General features: G+C 45.1%; 12 protein-coding genes. 3 read left to right on the top strand and 9 right to left on the bottom strand.

Annotated elements, in window-relative coordinates:
- Nucleotides 1–38: 38 nt before the first annotated feature.
- Entirely contained in the window at nucleotides 39–3,416 is a 3,378-nt protein-coding gene (locus BFP72_RS12765) for a PAS domain S-box protein (RefSeq protein WP_099599506.1), read from the bottom strand.
- A 206-nt stretch (nucleotides 3,417–3,622) separates the two neighbouring features.
- Nucleotides 3,623–3,766, bottom strand: coding sequence for a hypothetical protein (locus BFP72_RS19220; protein ID WP_158233397.1), 144 nt, complete (start codon nucleotides 3,764–3,766; stop codon nucleotides 3,623–3,625).
- 53 nt (nucleotides 3,767–3,819) lie between these two features.
- Between BFP72_RS19220 and BFP72_RS12760 the strand changes: the two genes are divergently transcribed.
- Entirely contained in the window at nucleotides 3,820–4,464 is a 645-nt protein-coding gene (locus tag BFP72_RS12760) for an MOSC domain-containing protein (RefSeq protein WP_099599505.1), read from the top strand.
- Between the two features lie 79 nt (nucleotides 4,465–4,543).
- Here BFP72_RS12760 and BFP72_RS12755 read toward each other — a convergent pair whose 3' ends face one another.
- From BFP72_RS12755 to BFP72_RS12735, 5 genes are read right to left on the bottom strand one after another with little or no spacing between them, the layout of a single operon-like run.
- The gene (locus BFP72_RS12755; protein ID WP_099599504.1) at nucleotides 4,544–5,542 is read right to left on the bottom strand and encodes a hypothetical protein; all 999 of its coding nucleotides are present in this window, start codon (nucleotides 5,540–5,542) and stop codon (nucleotides 4,544–4,546) included.
- 3 nt (nucleotides 5,543–5,545) lie between these two features.
- On the bottom strand, nucleotides 5,546–7,072 hold the full coding sequence (locus BFP72_RS12750) for an NAD(P)/FAD-dependent oxidoreductase (RefSeq protein ID WP_221406513.1): 1,527 nt from the start codon (nucleotides 7,070–7,072) through the stop codon (nucleotides 5,546–5,548).
- Nucleotides 7,069–8,370 carry a phenylacetate--CoA ligase family protein gene (locus BFP72_RS12745; RefSeq protein WP_158233396.1) on the bottom strand — a complete coding sequence of 434 codons (1,302 nt, stop codon included), beginning with the start codon at nucleotides 8,368–8,370 and terminating at the stop codon, nucleotides 7,069–7,071. The genes BFP72_RS12750 and BFP72_RS12745 overlap by 4 nt, the downstream gene beginning before the upstream one ends.
- A gap of 7 nt (nucleotides 8,371–8,377) precedes the next feature.
- The gene (gene acpS, locus BFP72_RS12740) at nucleotides 8,378–8,749 is read right to left on the bottom strand and encodes a holo-ACP synthase (RefSeq protein WP_099599502.1); all 372 of its coding nucleotides are present in this window, start codon (nucleotides 8,747–8,749) and stop codon (nucleotides 8,378–8,380) included.
- Complete coding sequence (locus BFP72_RS12735) at nucleotides 8,746–10,398, bottom strand: C45 family peptidase (protein ID WP_143520062.1); 1,653 nt, start codon at nucleotides 10,396–10,398, stop codon at nucleotides 8,746–8,748. Before BFP72_RS12735 ends, acpS begins: the two co-directional genes overlap by 4 nt.
- A 137-nt stretch (nucleotides 10,399–10,535) precedes the next feature.
- Here BFP72_RS12735 and BFP72_RS12730 point away from each other — a divergent pair, with 137 nt between their 5' ends.
- Together BFP72_RS12730 and BFP72_RS12725 are read left to right on the top strand one after the other, a co-directional pair.
- Nucleotides 10,536–11,774 (top strand): NAD(P)/FAD-dependent oxidoreductase, encoded by a 1,239-nt coding sequence (locus BFP72_RS12730; RefSeq protein WP_143520061.1) that lies wholly within the window; start codon nucleotides 10,536–10,538, stop codon nucleotides 11,772–11,774.
- Between the two features lie 270 nt (nucleotides 11,775–12,044).
- Entirely contained in the window at nucleotides 12,045–12,407 is a 363-nt protein-coding gene (locus BFP72_RS12725) for a TerB family tellurite resistance protein (protein WP_099599499.1), read from the top strand.
- A 6-nt stretch (nucleotides 12,408–12,413) separates the two neighbouring features.
- Here the strand turns inward: BFP72_RS12725 and BFP72_RS12720 are convergent, their stop codons facing one another.
- Together BFP72_RS12720 and BFP72_RS12715 are read right to left on the bottom strand one after the other, a co-directional pair.
- Entirely contained in the window at nucleotides 12,414–13,463 is a 1,050-nt protein-coding gene (locus BFP72_RS12720) for a methyltransferase (RefSeq protein WP_099599498.1), read from the bottom strand.
- A 144-nt stretch (nucleotides 13,464–13,607) separates the two neighbouring features.
- Nucleotides 13,608–17,405, bottom strand: a complete 3,798-nt coding sequence (locus tag BFP72_RS12715) for a 1-acyl-sn-glycerol-3-phosphate acyltransferase (protein WP_099599497.1) — start codon at nucleotides 17,403–17,405, stop codon at nucleotides 13,608–13,610.
- Nucleotides 17,406–17,556 lie beyond the last annotated feature (151 nt).

Below are 17,556 nucleotides of genomic sequence, written 5' to 3'. Positions count from 1 at the left end.
TTTTGGTGGATAGGAGAATGACACTCTTACTTACTTATTCAATGATGATCAATAGGAGCGAGTTTGATTGTAGAGTTATAGCTTTGAGATTTAGAGAGTGTAAAATAGAAAGTGCTTCCTTTGCCCTTTTCTGACTCAGCCCAGATGTCTCCGTCATGTAGCTCAATGATTTTTTTGCAATAGGCTAGACCAATACCGTGTCCTTCATAGGTTTGAGACAGATGAAGTTTTTGAAAGATATGAAATATGCGGTCAATATCCTTTGACGCAATACCGATCCCATTGTCAGAAACAGAGAATTGGTGATGATTTTCCAACTCCAGATAGTTGATTTGAATGTCGCATGTATGATTTGCTTTTTGAAATTTTAGAGCATTAGAAATCAGGTTCTGAAAGACTTGACGCAGCTCCGTTTCATAGGCATATATTCGAGGCAATCTACCTACTTCAATTTTAGCTTTTTTGGACTGTATGAGTTGTTGCAAGTCTTCTATTACTTCGGTAACTATTTTTTCGGAATTCACTTCAGTCAGGGACCTGTTGTGGCCTAATCTTGAGAAATTCATCAATGCGAAGATAAGAGCTCTCATTCTTTCTGTGGACTTGCTGATAGCTTGAAGGTACACAAGTACTTCTTCGCTCAACGTATCTTCAAAATCTTCATGGACAACCTGGATGTAGTTGGAAATGGTGCGCAGTGGTTCTTGCAAATCGTGCGAAGCGATGTACGAAAATTGTTCCAATTCCTTGTTTTTTTGCTCCAGTTTTGCAGTGCGTTCTTTTACTCTGTTTTCAAGGTTTTCGTTGATCTCAGCGAGTTTGTTGCGATTTTTTTGCAGCTCTTCTTCGGCTTTTTTCATTTCAGTGATGTCCTGAAATGAGCCTTGAATCTTCACTACTTTTCCATTCTGTTTAGTCGGATGCCCAATCGTTCTCACCCATTTATGTATGCCTTTCTTGCTAATGAGTTCCAGTTTTAAATCATAAGGAGTACCCGAATCAATAGCGGCTTGAATAGCCATTTCAATTTTAACACGCGATTCTGGTTTGTAAAAAGTTAACCCTAGCTCCATACTTGTAGTTTCGGTAGGGTCAAGGTCGTGGATTCGAGCTACTTCATCAGTCCAGAATCCCTTTCCTGTAGCAGGATCAAACTCCCATGCTCCGACCATTGCTATCCTGCCCATTTCGTTCAATAGTTCTTGATGGTGTCGCAGTTGGTTTTCAGCTTTTTTTCGATCGGTGATGTCAATCCCTATTCCGATTTGAACCCCTCCATCCAGTTTGATGTTGCACCATTCTGAATCAATGTGATGGCCAAATTTTGAAGTGATTCTAAATTCTTTCCATTCTGAAGTGGCCTTTTGCATGTAAGCCAGTGCTTTTTCTCTGTAGTCTGGGTCAGGGTATACTTTGTTGAGTAAGTCAATGGTTTGGAGTTCTGCGGTCTTCCAACCGACTTTTTTCTCAAATTCCTTATTCAAAAATTGAACGTTAGAGCTGGGATCGTAGCGAGTGAGCAATACGGGGATATTGTCTATGATTGCATTGAGCAGTTCTTTTTCTTTGGCAAAATTCTCTTCAGCATTTTTACGTTCGGTCACGTCAGTCATATAGACTAGGTAGCTCATGGCTTTGTGCTGAATCAGTAGGGGAGCGATCTGCAATTCTATATAGTGAAGCCCTTTTTTAGAAGTTTTAAAGTAATTGTGTTTTTTGATAACGTCGAAATCTAGCGTGCTAGAAATGGTTATTGTTTTTCCGCTCTTTAATTCTTGTTTATTCTTCTCTGTAAAATGCTCGCTGTCCCACATGTTGAACGGGGCGATGGCATCTTGGCTTTTTATTCCAAATAGTTGCAGTGTTTTTTTATTCACATCGAGTAACTCTCCGTCTTTTCCGTAGTATTGAATGGCAACAGGGGATTGATCATAGAGTTCTCTGAATTTTTCTTCGGATAGCCGTATGGCTGCTTCGGATTTTTTTCGATCACTCAAATCAAATGCTGAGACTCCAATAAAAGCTGGGTGCTCATTTTCATCATTAATACAGGTAACACTCATTTGCATTGGAAACTCCATTCCATTTTTATGTACGTTGGTAGTTTCAATGTTTTCGATATGACCATTTTTGATTAAATCAGGTATGGCTTCTATTAAGATTTTGTTTTGCTCACTGGTATGGAAAATAGTTAGTTTTTTCCCAATGAGTTCATCGCGAGAGTAGCCATGTTTCTTCGCAAAGTATTCATTGACATAGATCATGGATCCGTCTAGGTTTGCAATTACGTTTCCATAGAGGGATTTATCAGCAATGGTTTTGAACTTTTGGAGGTCTTGTTCGGCTTTGAATCTTTCCGTTACATCTTTGAAAGAAGCGAGACGGACCTTTTTGCCTTTGTATTGAGTCATTTGTCCTTCTACTTCTGCTTTAAACAGACTCCCATCTTTCTTTTTGACATTGACTATGTAGGGCTTTGCATGCTTTTTTGTCAACTGGGCTTGAATAGATTTGCTTTCGTTTTTGGATAAAACTACGTCGAGTAGATTGACCCCAATTATTTCTTCCTTTGTATAGCCCGTAATATTGAGCATAGCTTGATTGCATTCGATCACAACACCGTTATCGTGAATAAAAATACCGTCTAATGTTGTTTCAGCTATGAAACGGTACTTTTCTTCGCTTTCGCGAAGTTGGTTTAGCGTGGTTTTGTAATCTGTGATGTCACGCAATACTACCTGCCATGCGGGCTTCATCTGAAAGATGGTGGGGACAATGGTAGTTTCCACGGGGATTCGTTTACCCGATTTTGAAAGAGCGATGGATTCGTACCTCAATGGGGCATCAAGGCCTTGGGCTCTGTTTTTGTGAAAGCTCTGTAATTTCTCAAAGACCTCCGGGGCGGTAAACTTGGTGAAATCTTGATTGAGTAGTTCTTTTTTGGAGTAGCCAGAGATTTGGCAAAGCATGTCGTTTACCAGCTTTATACGTCCATCTTGTAGAATGAGAAATGAATCGGGGAGGGCATTTATTTGTTGAATAAAACTTTCTTCTTGATAGAAATCGGTGTTTTTCGCTTTATCGATTGATTCGGACAAATTGACGGTGATGAAGACCGCACATATTTCGTTCTTCTCATCAATATGAGGTGTGAAATTTAGTGAAAATGACCCTTGAGACACCGAATAGGGTTCGGGATCAACTGGGTGACCTTTCAGGCAGGCTTCAAATTTGTTGCCAATGGCGTGGGACCACAGGTTTGGATTTACCTCTGAAATCGGTTTGCCAATTAAACTTTCTGCTGTGCAATTGGTGAATTCACAAAAGCTTGGGTTAGCAAATTCTAATTTGTAATCATTGTTGATGAGTGCAATTGGCGAGTTGATCGTATTCACTAAATCCTGTAAGTTCCTCATAACAAAAGAGATGTTAATGTAAAATAAGAAGATATAGGATGAAGCGCAAATTCGTTTGTTGTAGGTTTTAGTTGAGCTTTTCGGGCTAGCGATGAGGGGGATGATTCTTTGGGTTCTGAATCATCAATGATTGTCCGTGAACCAATGGAGAACTGCTGGAAGTCGTCCAATCTGCGTCCCTAGCGGAGATGGCCAGTAGGTTGATTTCATTGTTGGTAGAAGGCTGTTTTGGAAGAATTCTTTCTTTCGTCAGACCATAGCCGACTCTTGGGTTGGATATATTGCTGTCTTACATCGTGCTCGGTAAGTTCGTGATGAATCAACCCCTCGATAAATAGATTCTCAAGCATTGCGGTGGGATTTTATCTCCATAGTGGATTAGTTTTACACAAAGAACATAGACATGAAAGTAGTATCGACCCAAATCGCACAACCGACTACCATCATTTGGAATGGCAAAGAAGAACTCACAGGGATCTATAAGGTGCCAGTGGATCATCCCTTGGAGCTGGGTATGACAGACGTAGCACAGGATGCAGTGATAGATCGTAAGTATCACGGTGGAGTGGACAAGGCGTGCTATTTGTATTCGGCGGATCATTATGCGTATTGGCGTGAGTTGTATCCAGGTCAGGAACTGCCCTATGGGATGTTTGGGGAGAATCTGACCGTAGAAGGACTCGATGAGACTCAGATGATAGTCGGAGAGGTGTACCAATTGGGAACGGCTAGAGTGCAAGTGTCAGAGCCGCGCCAACCTTGTTATAAGCTGGGGATTCGTTTTGGAGATCAGAGGGTGCTCAAGCAGTTTGTCAATTCTAGCTACTCGGGGGTATATGTCCGCGTACTGCAGCCAGGACAAGTTCAGCGTGGGGATGAGTTGGTACGGATCGAGGCAGTAGCCCAGGGGTTCACGATTGCAGAGGTGTATGCGCTCTCCTATGCCAAAGCCACCCACCCCGAGCAGGTTCAGCGTTTGGTGGCGGATGAATACCTTCCGCAGTACCTCAAAGAGAAATTGTTGGCGAAATTTGCAGATACACATTGATCCGAGGGGCTTGCAGACCCAAAGGAGGCTAAGACCGTAGGTGCTTTAGTTCATTTACATCATTCTCGACCATTATACATTACTTGAATAGCTTTTTGGTTTTCTCCCAGAAGGTTGCGGGCTTCTTGTGTAGAAAGTCGGCAATGATGCGTCCCATTTCGGGAGTACGCAGGTAGCCAAATGACTTGTGGGCATTGTTGGTGACCCAGTTTTTATAGTCATTGTCCACAAGCATGTCTGTAGGATGGATGCCTTTACTATTGGGAGCAAAAAAGGTTGCCAGTTCATCAAATACGGCAAAGTGATCCTCTTCGTCTGAGAGGTTGTACCAGTTGTCTATGGATTCGGGAGTAGGGAGTTGATCTCCATCTTCATAGGGGATGCCCAGGTCTTTGGCGATGTTTTCCCGGATCATGGGGAGGCCTAGTGGAGAGCCCATGGTGACCAGAGTATCGATGGTATAGATGTTTTGCAGCATATACAGCACGTCGTAGGAGATGAGCGAACCCATAGAATGAGCCACGATAAGGACTCGTTTGTCGCGATGCTTGTAGAGAAAGCGCCTGAGGCGATTTCGGATGAGACTCTTGACGGGTAATTGATCCATGAACTCCGCCTTGGTCTGATCCTCATTGTAATAGGCATCTAAGTCTTTGAAGGACTGTTTGATGACGAAATCGAATGGCATGCGGTAGTTGGCGAGACCATTTTTGCTGAGAAATGCAATTTCTTTGAACTTGTTGAATCCCAGTTTGGCCAAGTGCCATGGAGTGTAGCGGATCTTGGGTGTAGGGATGGGTTCGGCGATGTAGGGCTCTTCGATGTGCAACTCGTGATCAGGATCTTTGATGCGCGGGTTGAGAGGCAGGGGATACATGATGTCAGCCCAGTAGACCATTCCAAAAGAGAAATTTTTGGGAGCACCCTCTACCTTTTTGAGTCCTTCAAGTAAGGCTTTTTTCCACCATGATTTGATCATAGCGTGTGGCGGCTTGTTTCCTAGGCCGTGGATCCCGAGGATGATTGTTTGGGGCTCTTTGCGCTTTTTGCGCTTACCGAATAGACCTTTTTTGATCATGAGTTAGAGGACGGATTTGATCTTTTTGAGGAGGTAGTCTCTACCAAGAATCTCCGCACAGGTCACTACCGAACTGATCGTCGCGCCGAGTATGCCGTGTAAGATGATGTTTTGTCCCGTGAAATACATGTTTTTCATCTTGGTACGTGTATTGATCTGCGACTTGAGCGGGAAATTATAATCCCTGGATATTCCGTAGAGGGACCCGTCCGTGGTATTGAGGTAGTCGCGTTGAGTCAGAGGGGTCGACGTGTGATAACTTTTGATTTTGGATCGTATGTCTGGGATGATTTGACTGATTCTATCCAGCAAAAACTGTGCTTTGAGTTCCTTGAAGTTTTGGTAGCTTTCGTCACGCTCACTCTCTTGCAGCGTAGTGTTGAAGGTCTTGAGCCAAGGGGTCATTTCCTCTATTTTCATGTAAGCCATGACGGTAATCACGCTGGCGTACTCTGGGTTTTTGTTGTCCGGCAGATAGAATACTGCGAAATCCTTGCCCCAGTTTTCAGGTTTGTAGTTGGTGAGCTGCCATACATCCCCATCTTTGAAGTTGTACTGGTTGGAGTTGATGTATTTGACTGTATTCGGTTTGAGTACAAGATAAAGAGTGAAGACCGAAACGGTATTTTCGAGATGTGCGATGCGTGAGAGGTATGACTTGCGCATGCGACTCTGATCCATGAGCTTGATGGTTTCTGTAGGGTGTACGTTGGAGATGAATATGTCGCCTTTGAGGGTTCTGCCATCTGCGAGGGTGACACTCTCGACAGTGTTGTCATTGTGGTTGATGCTGGTTACTTCGGCATTGCGGACGATGTTGCCGCCTCGTTCTTTGATTGAGTAGTTGAGTGAGCGGCTGATCTGGCTGCCTCCATGATGAAACTTGTAGGAGCTCATGATGTAGGAGTTGATGATCAGAGCATGGACATAAAAGGGCGTTTTTTCCTCTTCACCAGCATAGAGGATATTGGAGCCTGCAAGCACTTGTTGTAGTTTCTCATTGGATGTATAGGTGCGGATGCGCTGTGCCGCTCCGTCATACATGTATTCGAGTTCGTTGGCTTTGGCGGGGAGATCATAGACGTTGTAGAGTGCAAACTTTTTACACAGAGCCTGTACATCATCCAAGTAGCGTACTAGGTTTTCTCGCTCGTCTGGGAAGTATCGGACGAGTTGATCTATGAAGTTGTCATAGCCTTGTGCGTGTGGGTAGAGATTGTCATCTCCATCAAAGGAGATGATGTCATAGGCATTCTCGTCCAGCTTCATGATGTCGATATCCTTGAAGATGTCAAGGTACTTGAAGTAAGGGTAGAGGGGTTGACCTTCGTCGAGACCTCCGACATAGTGTACTCCCGTGTCAAATTTGCCTCCGTCTCGTTTGAAAGTCTGAAGAGTACCACCGATCTGAGCATTCTTTTCCAAAATACAAACGGACTTGCCTTCCATTGCCAACATGAGTCCACAGGAGAGGCCTGCCATGCCTGAGCCGATGATGACTACTTCGTATTTATCTTTTATTTTTTTCAATGTACCAGTTCTCTTTTGTCTACGAATCTTCTTGGTTTTCGACTGCCTTTCGGCAAAATCTCATTGGAGATATATGCTGCGGTGTTTTGCTCCAAGATCGGATTGACCCTGAGGCGCTGCTGGAGCAGTCGCTGGGCCTGTGCGATGATATACTCGTCCAGATGATCGGGGAGGATGACTTTGAGTTTGTCCAATCCGAGTTCGTCCAGTGAGAGTTCGATGATGTAGTTGTCGATCTCGGAGATGTGGTTGAGTACGTTTTCGATTTGCTGTGGAAACAGTGTCGTACCCTTCCATTTGATCATTTGGCCTTTGCGGCCTTCGATGGCCCCTAGTCTAGGGGTATTTCGGCCACAGAGGCAGGGAGCCGTGTGCAGCCGTGCCAAGTCTCCGGTCTTGTAGCGCAGTAGCGGCATGCCTTCTATCCCAAAGGGTGTGACGGTGATCTCTCCGACCTCTCCCATCGCGACGGGTTGGTTGTGGTCATCCAATATCTCCACATATATGAGCTCAGGTAGCAAGTGTCCCCCTATACCTTCGTTGCATTCGGTAAATGCAGTTGCCATTTCAGTACTGGCATAAGTGGAGTGTAGCGTGACATCCCATAGTTCAGTGAGTTTTTGGTGGAGGGTGTTGGGCTCGAAATTCGAATCACGGATGGGTTCACCGATACATACTATTTTTCGAACGGAAGTCGTCTTTGGATCTATTCCCTTGGATAGTAAGTAGTTGCCAAATTTGTAAGCAAAGGATGGTACCGCGATAAGTACTGTGGGCTCGAAGCGACGGATATTGTCCCATTGGAAGTCTGGATCTCCTATGCCAGAGCGGATCACAGAAGCACCGAGAGCAGTTGCTCCGAGGTAGTAGGCCATTCCCGCCATGAATCGCTTGTCGAGCGTGGTGGTGATTTGTATGGTGTCTTCGGCGGTGATTTGACAGAGCTCTAGAGCTCGTCGTTCGTTGCGTGCTAGGCGCTGTTGATCTTGATGAGTCAGGGCTATGCTGATCGGATCCCCGAGGGTACCAGAGGTAGTCACGTACTCGATGATCTGTTTTTTGCTCACCGCCAAGAAGTCGACATTGTGACGTTCGATTTCTTCTTTGGTCGTGACGGGGATTTTGTGGATGTCATCGATACTCTGGATGTCCTCTAGAGACAAATCGAGTGCCTCGAACTTGCTCTGGTAGTATACCGAGTGTGACAGGGAGTAAGAAAGATGAGACAGGAAGTGTTGGTTTTGCAACTGCTTGATGTCGTCTATTGATGAAAAATCTGAGTTCGTGTCTATCTCCACAGTGTGCTTACTTAGTAATGATGATATAAGCCACCGCATGTTGGCTGGTATGGCTTAAGGATACAAAGATGTCTTTCAGTTCTGATTTATCAAAATATCTTTTGGTCGCGCCAGATAGTACGATCAATGGCCCGCCTTCGGGGCTGTTTTGTACTTCGATTTCCTTGAAGTCGGCGTGTTTGCTCCAGCCAGTTCCTAGGGCTTTCATATAGGCCTCTTTGGCCGCAAAGCGTGCCGCCAAGTGCTGCTCCGGGTGTCCTTTGCTGAGGCAATATTTGATCTCCGCAGAAGTAAATACCGTCTCTAAAAACTGCCGGTCATCGAGTCTACGAGCCAAACGTGCCGTCTCTACGAGATCTGTACCTATGCCTAGGATCATTCGCTGAGAAGTTTGATTTGTTCGATCATGTAGTCTCGGTCTTCGGTGTAGGCGATGTCCTTGGCGAGCCCTTGCTTGTAGTAGTCGATGGCCAATTGGCTTTTGTTTTGTACGGCAAAGTAGTTGCCTAGGAGTCGGTAGGTCTCATAGTATTGAGGATTGCTCGCGACGAACTCTTCCACGAGTTTGGGAGTAAGTGGCAACTCTTGATTGGTGGCATGGATGACTTGTTCTTTGAGCTGCTTGAATCTCTTGAAAGTTTGGAACCCTTCACTGAGGTAGAAGGGGTCCGGTGCGATCTCTAGCGAGTCAATGGTCACCGACACATCGTCCTGTGTCCATCGTTCAAAATGACTCAAGTCATAAGCATCAAAGGTGTTTTCTTGGAAAGGGTAGTTGGAAACCCATACGCGGCGCTGGACATTGTCAAAGATGACGGCATGGTGTGCGAGTAGTTGGTTGATGGCTTTGGGGTTGCCTAGTCCGAGGTCTTTGTCATGGATGCCCGCTTGGTTGCGAAGGAGGGCAGCAAGAGGGACGGGAGCACAGCTTTCCATTCGGGAGGAGAGCTCTTGAGCACGGGTATACCGGTCGACGGATTCCGAAGCATTCATATGTTCGAGGTTGAGAGGGAGGTTCTTGAGTTCGGGGCTTTGGTAGTGATTGGTGACGATGAGGGTGTCACTAGGAGGGACGTATAGCCCTGTACGCTCAGGGGATTTTTCGATGACAGCCATTTGGCGGTCTTGGAGAGAGGAGATCGTGAAGAGTTCTGAAACAAAACTGTCGTAGCGGTCGGCGATGGCTTGTGCCTCAGCGATTGTTTGGGCATATTGAAGGATGTCTCTGGCGATGATGGATACAGGCGTGCCGGATTGGGTAGGGATCTCAGAGATAGCGGAGTTGAGGGTGATACTGAGTCCATGCTCATTCATCCCTGATACCACTCCACAGAAGCCTCCCCACGTGACCGAGAGGTACTTGTACCCCTCGTCAGGGTTGCAGAAGAGTACAATCTTGTTTTTGGCAAACTCATCTCCAAAGTAGAAGTCAAAGTTGCGCCCAGAACGCATGAATTGTGCCGTGTCACTGAAGTGCCACATGCCAACCGAAGTGCAACCGACAAGGTGCATGTTTTGGACGGCATGACCTATGTCATGTGCAGCGTGGTAGTTGATGATGCGGTTGTATTTGGGGCCGATGTAGTCATACTCGTCGGCAAAATACTCCGAAACACCATAAATCTCTTGTCGGTATTCGAGTGGGATGTACTGGTCTAGGTCCCGGTTGAACCATGCGATCCCCATCATGAGAGTCTTGCGGAGAAACCATGAGCTAACGTTATTGTTGATCTCGTCGACGAAGACTTGCTCTTGGTCCTGGATGAGTTGCTGGTGGAGAATACCGATGGTTTTGCCACGGTCATAGGCACTGCCTTCGATGTAGCTCTCCCAGTTGCCGTGTTTGCTTTTTTTGAGCCAACTGTTGCCGAGTCGGTAGTGATTGTCCGAGACGACCTCTAGTTGGTTGGGGGCTACGGAGGAGGGAGGCAGAGGTGGAGCCGCATAGACGACTCGTACGACAAAGCCAATTGCCCCGATCACAAGAATAATCAACAAGATGCCAGAAACTAGGTAACGCTTTTTCAATTCTATTTGATAATTTTGACCTCTAAAATCTAAACCAATAGGCAAGTGCTTCAAGCTGCAATTTTAGTGATTTCGTGTGTAACGCCACACTAGACTATCTAATATGCTTGCCATCAGACAAACTTTTCGACAGAATCATGACAGACGTATTGATAATCGGGGCAGGACCCGCAGGAAGTGTGGCCGCATCGTACTTGGTCAACCAAGGCTATAGTGTGACGGTAGTGGAGAAATCCAAGTTCCCGCGGTTTACGATAGGAGAGAGCTTGCTGCCTGTCAGCATGGGGCACTTCGAGGAGGTAGGGCTACTCAAGGTGTTGGAAGATGCGAAATTTGAAGTGAAATCAGGGGCCTTGTTTATCCGAAAGGATGATGAGATAGATATTTCGTTTGCCGAAAATTTCACACCAGGCTGGACGTGGACTTGGCAAGTGCCAAGAGACGAGTTTGACGATATCTTGGCAAAGGAGGCTGAGAAAAAGGGTGCACGCTTTGATTACGAGTCTGTGATCAAGACGATTGATTTTCAAGATGACAAGGTCGTGGCGCAAATAGCTGGGAAAGAAAAGACTCGTACCGAGGAGTTTCGCTATGTTCTGGATTCTAGTGGCAATGCGGGGGTGCTTTCCAAGATGCTCAACCTAGAGGTACAGTACATGGGGACTGGTCGTCGATCGTTGTTTACGCAAGTCAAAGAAACCAACCGTGAGGCGTTCAAGCGTCCGTTGCGTATTACTTTTGAAGTACTGGAACAGGACTTGTGGTACTGGGTGATTCCTTTTTCAAATGGCAACACCTCGTTGGGTTTTGTAGGGAACAAAAAATGGTTTGATCTGCCTGCCAAAGATCAGAATGATTTGTTTCGGAAAATGATGGCTCAATCTGATCATTTTGTGGAGCGTTTTGAGGGCAAAGAATTCCTCTTTGATGTACGTGGAGCGGATGATTACACGAATTCGGCAGAGACCCTGTACGGACATCGGTTTGCTTTGGCAGGGAATACGACAGGGTTTATCGATCCGGTTTTTTCGTCTGGTGTGGCGATTGCAACCGAATCTGCACTGCTCAGTGCCAAGCTTATCGATCGCGAACTGCAGGGGGATAAACCCGATTGGGACAAAGAATATGTCGATCATATGAAACAAGCCAGCAAGGTCTTTCATGCTGTAGTGGATACATGGTACAATGGGGATTTACAACGTATCTTTTTCAACGGCAACATCCAAATGGAGATCAAAAGGCAGATCACTTCTATACTAGCTGGCTATGTGTGGGATATGAAAAACCCTTTTGTCAAAAGACACAAAAAGCTCATCACAACTGTAGCTCATGTTGTCAAGATGGAGCAAGAAGCTGCTGAAGAGGCAAATAGGTAGTTTCTTTTTTGGGTGAGAGAAGTGATTTTTCTTCCTTATTCGGACCAATATATACATAAGTCAATTTTTTTATTTATTTGGAAGTCAATCGATTGATATTCGGGTCTTTATGCGCTACCTTTAATAGAGAGTCGAAAGGACGCCTAGTCCTTGCTGTATCTTTTGGGTGTTTCTGATTTTTCAGAGGTGTCAAGTGCCAGATCTTCTGGATAATTGTAGAATTGAACTGTAGGGAAGCATGATCCCTAGAAAGACTAAACCCGTATTGAAATGAATAAGCCAAGTGAAATTACCCTGGATGTGTTTGGGAAAATATTGTACGCCTTAGCCATGGCGGATGGTAAAGTACAGGATGCAGAAATCAAAGTCCTCCAACAAATCGTACGAGAAGATGAATGGGCTGACCGTATCAAATTGTCGTTTGATACAGCCATGGATTTGGAAATGGACCCAAAGATGGTTTTTTATAAGAACATTCGTATTCTAAAGACGCTTCGGTCTGTGGAATACATGCCTTATTTCATCCATTTGATGAATCGGGTTGCGCAAGCCCACGGAGGAGTTGTCCCTGCCGAGAAGGAAATGATCCTTGATTTGGCGGAGCAGTTCAAAGGCGAGGAAATTCTCGCCTAAGAAGGCTTATTTGAGTGAGCATTTGAGGATGGTGTGGTAGCTATCCCCTATCAACTCAAATGTTTCGTCCACTTTCATTCCAGCTTTGTCTACCAACTCTTTGAATGTTGACATTTTGTACATTTTGCTGTTTCCGTTGGCGATGCATGTGAAGTACAACGATGTAGCGACGAGTGAGTAAGTGGCAGCATCATAAGGTTGGTTGTCGATGAAGGGTTCCATGATGAATACCGTCGTATTGTCTGAGGCCGCTTGTGCACAGTTGAGGAGGATCGCTAGAATTTCCTCTTCCGAAAAACAATCCAAAAACTGACTCATCCATATCACATCCGCACCCTGTGGTACTTTTTGCGCAGTGTCCAGGAGATTGATTGGGTGAAACTCTATTCGATCTTGAAGTTGGTGATCGGCGATGTTTTGCTTAGCCATTTCGATCTGACCAGGTAGATCCAATATCTTGATGTTCACATCTGGATCGTATCCACAGCATTTGATGGACCATTTGCCTGTATTACCCCCTATGTCAAACAGTTTCTTTGGCTTGTCAGCAAAGACAATTTTGAGTGCCGAATCAAAGGCATCCTGGGAGTAGAAGTGATCAAACTCCAACCACGATTTGCGTACAGGTTTTTCGAGTTTAGACAGCCCCTCATATACAGTGTCCCACTCCCCGAATACCTTGAGTCCAGCAGGTTTGTTGGTTTCGAGAGATTCTTCGAGATACTTCGATCCTTCGTAGCATACGTCATTGACAAAATTCATATTGACACGCGTGAGCTCGTCTCGGAGCAAAAAGAAGCCGATCTTGGAAAGAGAAATCTTGTCTTCCTCAAGAGTAATAATGTCCATCACTTCTGCGGTTTCGAGCATTACTTCGATAGAGTATTTGGAGAGCCCTAGGTCATTGACAAGACCTTGAGTAGTAGCTTTGCCTCTTTTGTTGTAGATGTACTCCATCACACCGAGATTTTTCATGGCCATAATGGCTTGAAACGTGATAGGAGCAAACGCTATTTTTTGTGCTTCGAATTTTGCGTCTATGGCGGATATTTTCATGAGATGTGCTTCTTGTATTATTTTGTCAAATATGTGGATATTTTTAGAAATAGGGAGATATTATTTTTTAATTATACGGTTTCTAATCTCCTTCTAATCTCTAGCATTGGATCGTTTTCAATTGGTTTCTTTGTATTGTGCAACTCAGGTCTTTCGGAGTATGAATAGCATGTTGGAAGACTTTTGGGATTGTGCGTCTACAGTGAGCGAGTAGTGATGCTTACGGGCCCAGTCTTCGATGAACTGTCGACTAAAAAAGTGTAAGTCGCCGTTGGTTTTGTTGAACTTGATGAGTCGAGTAGACCATTTTTCAGATTTCTCCGTCCATTTGTGTTTTTTGTCGTGACCAGCTATTCCGTCACGAATCAAAAGTAGCCCCCCAGCGTTCAGCCCTTGGTCACAATTGGCGAGGACTTTTCGTTGTTTGTCCTCAGAGAGGTAGTGTAGGACATCGGCCAAAATAATAGCGTCTGCTGCGTGGATTTCTACTTGGTCGACTTGTCCCGTAGCGAATTCGATGTGGTTGTTTTTGAGATAGCTGTTTTGTGCTAGGTCGACTTTTTCATCGTCATAGTCTATGCCTATGATCTGTCTGTCCTGATCCCTGAGCCAGAGAAAGTAGCTCAAGTAGCCATAGCCACAGCCCAAGTCATAGATCTTTTGGATCCCTGGACCGATGAGTTGATGGTAATTTTCGTAGTTGTGTTTCTCATACCTCCATTTGACACGAAAGTACCATGGCAAAATAGGACTTTTGTAGTAGTAACTGTACATGAGAGGAGCGAAAGCATGCTCAAGACAGTAATCACTTTCTTGATACTTTTTGAACTCCGACTTGTAGTAGGCGGAGATTTTTTTGGTACGGGAGCGGTAGCCTTCGCCATAGTTAGTATCATCCCATGCGATGCGAGGTAGTACGACGGTATCACACGGGGAGTCTTTGAAGTAGTACTCGTGCTTGGGCATGACATATCCGTGTCCATAGAGGAAGATTGGGGTGATGTCCAGTTGGAGTTCTTCGGCGAGGTAAAATGCCCCTTTGTGAAAACGTCCCATGGTTCCGTCTTCGGAGCGTTTGCCTTCTGGGAATATGGCGATTGAGTATCCGTCCGCTACCAATTCCTTGATTTTGGGGAGTTGATCCTCCATGTTTTTGTAGGCAGGTATATAGTCTGCATAGCGTATCGCTGGTCCGAAGAGCGGAGAATTGTAGACCCACTCATTGACGAGTAGGACGAGTTTTGGGTGTAGCCTCACCAAAGCTAGAATGTCAAAGAAAGACGTGTGGTTGGCGATAAGGATAGAAGGTGTGGAGAAATCCAAGTTATCCATGCCCACGTAGCGCTTTTTGGTTTTCCAAAGTATGTCAAGTTGAAACCCAGAAATTTTTTGCAAGAGGCGGTGAGTTCCTGCTTTTTTTGTTTTTTCCCTCAAGGGCAATGCTCGCAAAAGGAATGAAGCTCCTACACAGAAAAAACTACCTGCAATGAATACACCGTATCCCCACACACTGAATAGGATGTTGGCGATGGAGAAAGGAGGTTTCTTTTGTTCGGTTCTGTTGCTGATCAAGAAGCGGAATAGGACGGGCTGTACAAAGAATGTGATCGGAACGATGATAGCGATACCAAGGACACTCAGCATAGCAATGGATTGTAGTGCAGGGTGTTTGGCAAAAATCAATACCCCGGTCCCGATGATGGTGGTGATGGACGAGAGGATGATGCCTGTTTTGTATTGTCCGATGACTTCTTTTTTGTACTTGTAGCGATGCAGCAGACCGTCTGTGACGAATATACTGAAGTCATCACCAAGGCCAAAGATAAAGGTCGTGAGGATGATGTTGATGAAATTGAACTTGATGTCCAGTAGTGCGGCCATGCCTAGGACCCAAACCCAGCTGAGCAGCATAGGGATAAAGGAGATTAAAGTCAATTCGATATTGCCATAGATGAGCAAAAAAGCTACGAAAACAGCCAGTCCCGCATAGATAAGTAAGAAGTTGAAGTCGGCTTTGACACTCTCGATGATGCGTGCGACGATGCTTGAACTGTCGATTACTAATGTGCCAGGGATTGTGGAGAGCTGAGTTTTGATCTGTTCTACCTGATTTTTGGGGCAGATGAGTGTCGTGATGATTTCTGAGGACTCAGGCTGGGTGATGACTAGGTCGCTGAGGTTTTGGCTTGACGCAATGAAAGAAGAGAAGTTTTGAGGGGCAAATTCATGATTGAGCAGATTGTAGAACGGGGTGAAATACTGAGGCTTCCAATTTTGGGCGAGAGCTTCGGTCTCGAAATTGCCGAGTAGAGTTTCTTTCTTGTCCGCCCAAAAGTCGTTCCATCGATGGATACGTAGGGTTTGCTCTTCCTTTGAAATCAATATCGGAGCGAGTGAAAAGAACTCCTTGACGCCCCCGTCTTGCTGGAGGGTGCTGAGTTTTGCGAATAGCTCTTGGTTGTTCCATGCAGCGGTGTGATCTGCGGTCTGTTGAGACAGTATGGTGATTCGCTTTTCTGTGTCTGGGTTGATATTTTGGATGGCTTCTTCCTGTTGTTGGAGCTCGAGGGGGTAGTAGTTGATTTTGTGTAGGTTGTCTTCGAACTGTACATCTTGTCCGAGATAGAGCATCAGCCCCGAGAGTATGACGAAGATGAGCATGGCCCATTTGCTTGGTTTGCTTTCTCCTATTTTTATTTTGTCAAAGAGTGCATCCAAAGGATTGGCTGCTGGAAATTTGATTTTCTTCTCAAAGGACCTCAAGATCAAGGGGAGGCCCGTCAAAATGAAAAATAGGGTGCCTGCCAAACTGATGGATGTAAATAGTCCGAAATCCTTGAGTGCTTTGGAGTCCGCGAAGAGTAGCGATAGGAAAGCTACGATGGTCGTACCTCCACTGACCAACAAAGGGAACATGATGTCATTTCGCGAACCGATGGCATCTCTTGTGTCTTTGAAGTGGGTGAAAAAGTGGAATGAATAATCCGCCACAATCCCAAAAACGATGGCGCTGGCTGCCAGTGCCAAGCCTGAAATTTGACCATGCAATCCATAGATGATTGCTGCGGCAGACAGTACGCCAAATAGCCCGGGTACCAAGAAGAATACTAAGATGACGGCCTTTCGGTAATAGTAGATCAGTAGGAGTACAATGGATACGAGTGTGATGGTGACTGTCAGTTTGACGTCTTTTTTGATTTGTGTTGCATTGATGTCTGCTACGAGGAAAGTGCCAAAATAACTGAGAGAGTGGTCTGGGTAGGTGAGGTTCCAGGATTGGCTGAGGGAGTCCAGTAGGAGTCTCGCCCTATGATTGTCTTCGCTCTGAGCGATGTCTGTGGTCAAGCGGCCTTTGAGGAGGAGTTGATTTTGGTCTTTGGAGAGGAAGTAGCCACCATTGTTTATGATCTCTTGAGCCATCTGCATCTTGCCAAAACTGTCAAAAGCCAATGTAGAGAAACCCAAAGGGTCAGATAGGATGCGTGATCGCTGCCCGATACCTTCCGGAGACATTAGTGTTTTTTTACTTTGTATCAAGGCAGATTGAATTCGCTTGGGTTGGAGGAGTTTTTCCAATTGGACATAGTCCGATGCTTCGAGATAGATGGGTAGGTTTTCGGTGATCAACGAGACGAAGACATCTGGGTCTATGTCGTTTTTGTATTGGATGTCTTCGACAAGACCAGTAGCGGTCAGGTTTTGCGAAAGCGTCACGGCTAGCTCGTCGATTTCATCTAGGGACAGATGCGGTTCATCCACGTCTAGTGAGAAGACGACCAAATCCTTTTGTTTGTCCATCCATGATTGTACACTAGAGAAATCACGTTGGCCTGGCAAGGTTTCATTGAGGTTTTCGCTGATCTCCAAATGAAACACCCCATAGAGTCCAGAGGATATTACAAATAGTATGAAAGCAAAAAGAAAGAAGTGATTGAAACGCATGGAGTTTAAGTGTCAATTCATTAGTTGATTCGGCAATATTAAAGGATAGTTTTTGAAAAAATTATAATAGCGTAGACTAAACTAGGAGCTGCCAATTAATTAATTAGTTTTGTGAATTGGCGATATATTGATGTCGTTTTGTTAGGAATAA

The sequence above is a fragment of the Reichenbachiella sp. 5M10 genome (assembly GCF_002742335.1).
Lineage (GTDB): Bacteria > Bacteroidota > Bacteroidia > Cytophagales > Cyclobacteriaceae > Reichenbachiella.
The sequence above is the reverse complement of the archived record's forward strand: the minus strand, read 5'-3'. Positions and strand labels throughout refer to the sequence as shown.

Bases quoted from the DNA above. Each gene is read 5' to 3' on its own strand.
- BFP72_RS12765 (WP_099599506.1), bottom strand. From the start codon at position 3,416: ATGAGGAACTTACAGGATTTAGTGAATACGATCAACTCGCCAATTGCA.
- BFP72_RS19220 (WP_158233397.1), bottom strand. From the start codon at position 3,766: ATGCTTGAGAATCTATTTATCGAGGGGTTGATTCATCACGAACTTACC.
- BFP72_RS12760 (WP_099599505.1), top strand. From the start codon at position 3,820: ATGAAAGTAGTATCGACCCAAATCGCACAACCGACTACCATCATTTGG.
- BFP72_RS12755 (WP_099599504.1), bottom strand. From the start codon at position 5,542: ATGATCAAAAAAGGTCTATTCGGTAAGCGCAAAAAGCGCAAAGAGCCC.
- acpS (WP_099599502.1), bottom strand. From the start codon at position 8,749: ATGATCCTAGGCATAGGTACAGATCTCGTAGAGACGGCACGTTTGGCT.
- BFP72_RS12730 (WP_143520061.1), top strand. From the start codon at position 10,536: ATGACAGACGTATTGATAATCGGGGCAGGACCCGCAGGAAGTGTGGCC.
- BFP72_RS12725 (WP_099599499.1), top strand. From the start codon at position 12,045: ATGAATAAGCCAAGTGAAATTACCCTGGATGTGTTTGGGAAAATATTG.
- BFP72_RS12720 (WP_099599498.1), bottom strand. From the start codon at position 13,463: ATGAAAATATCCGCCATAGACGCAAAATTCGAAGCACAAAAAATAGCG.
- BFP72_RS12715 (WP_099599497.1), bottom strand. From the start codon at position 17,405: ATGCGTTTCAATCACTTCTTTCTTTTTGCTTTCATACTATTTGTAATA.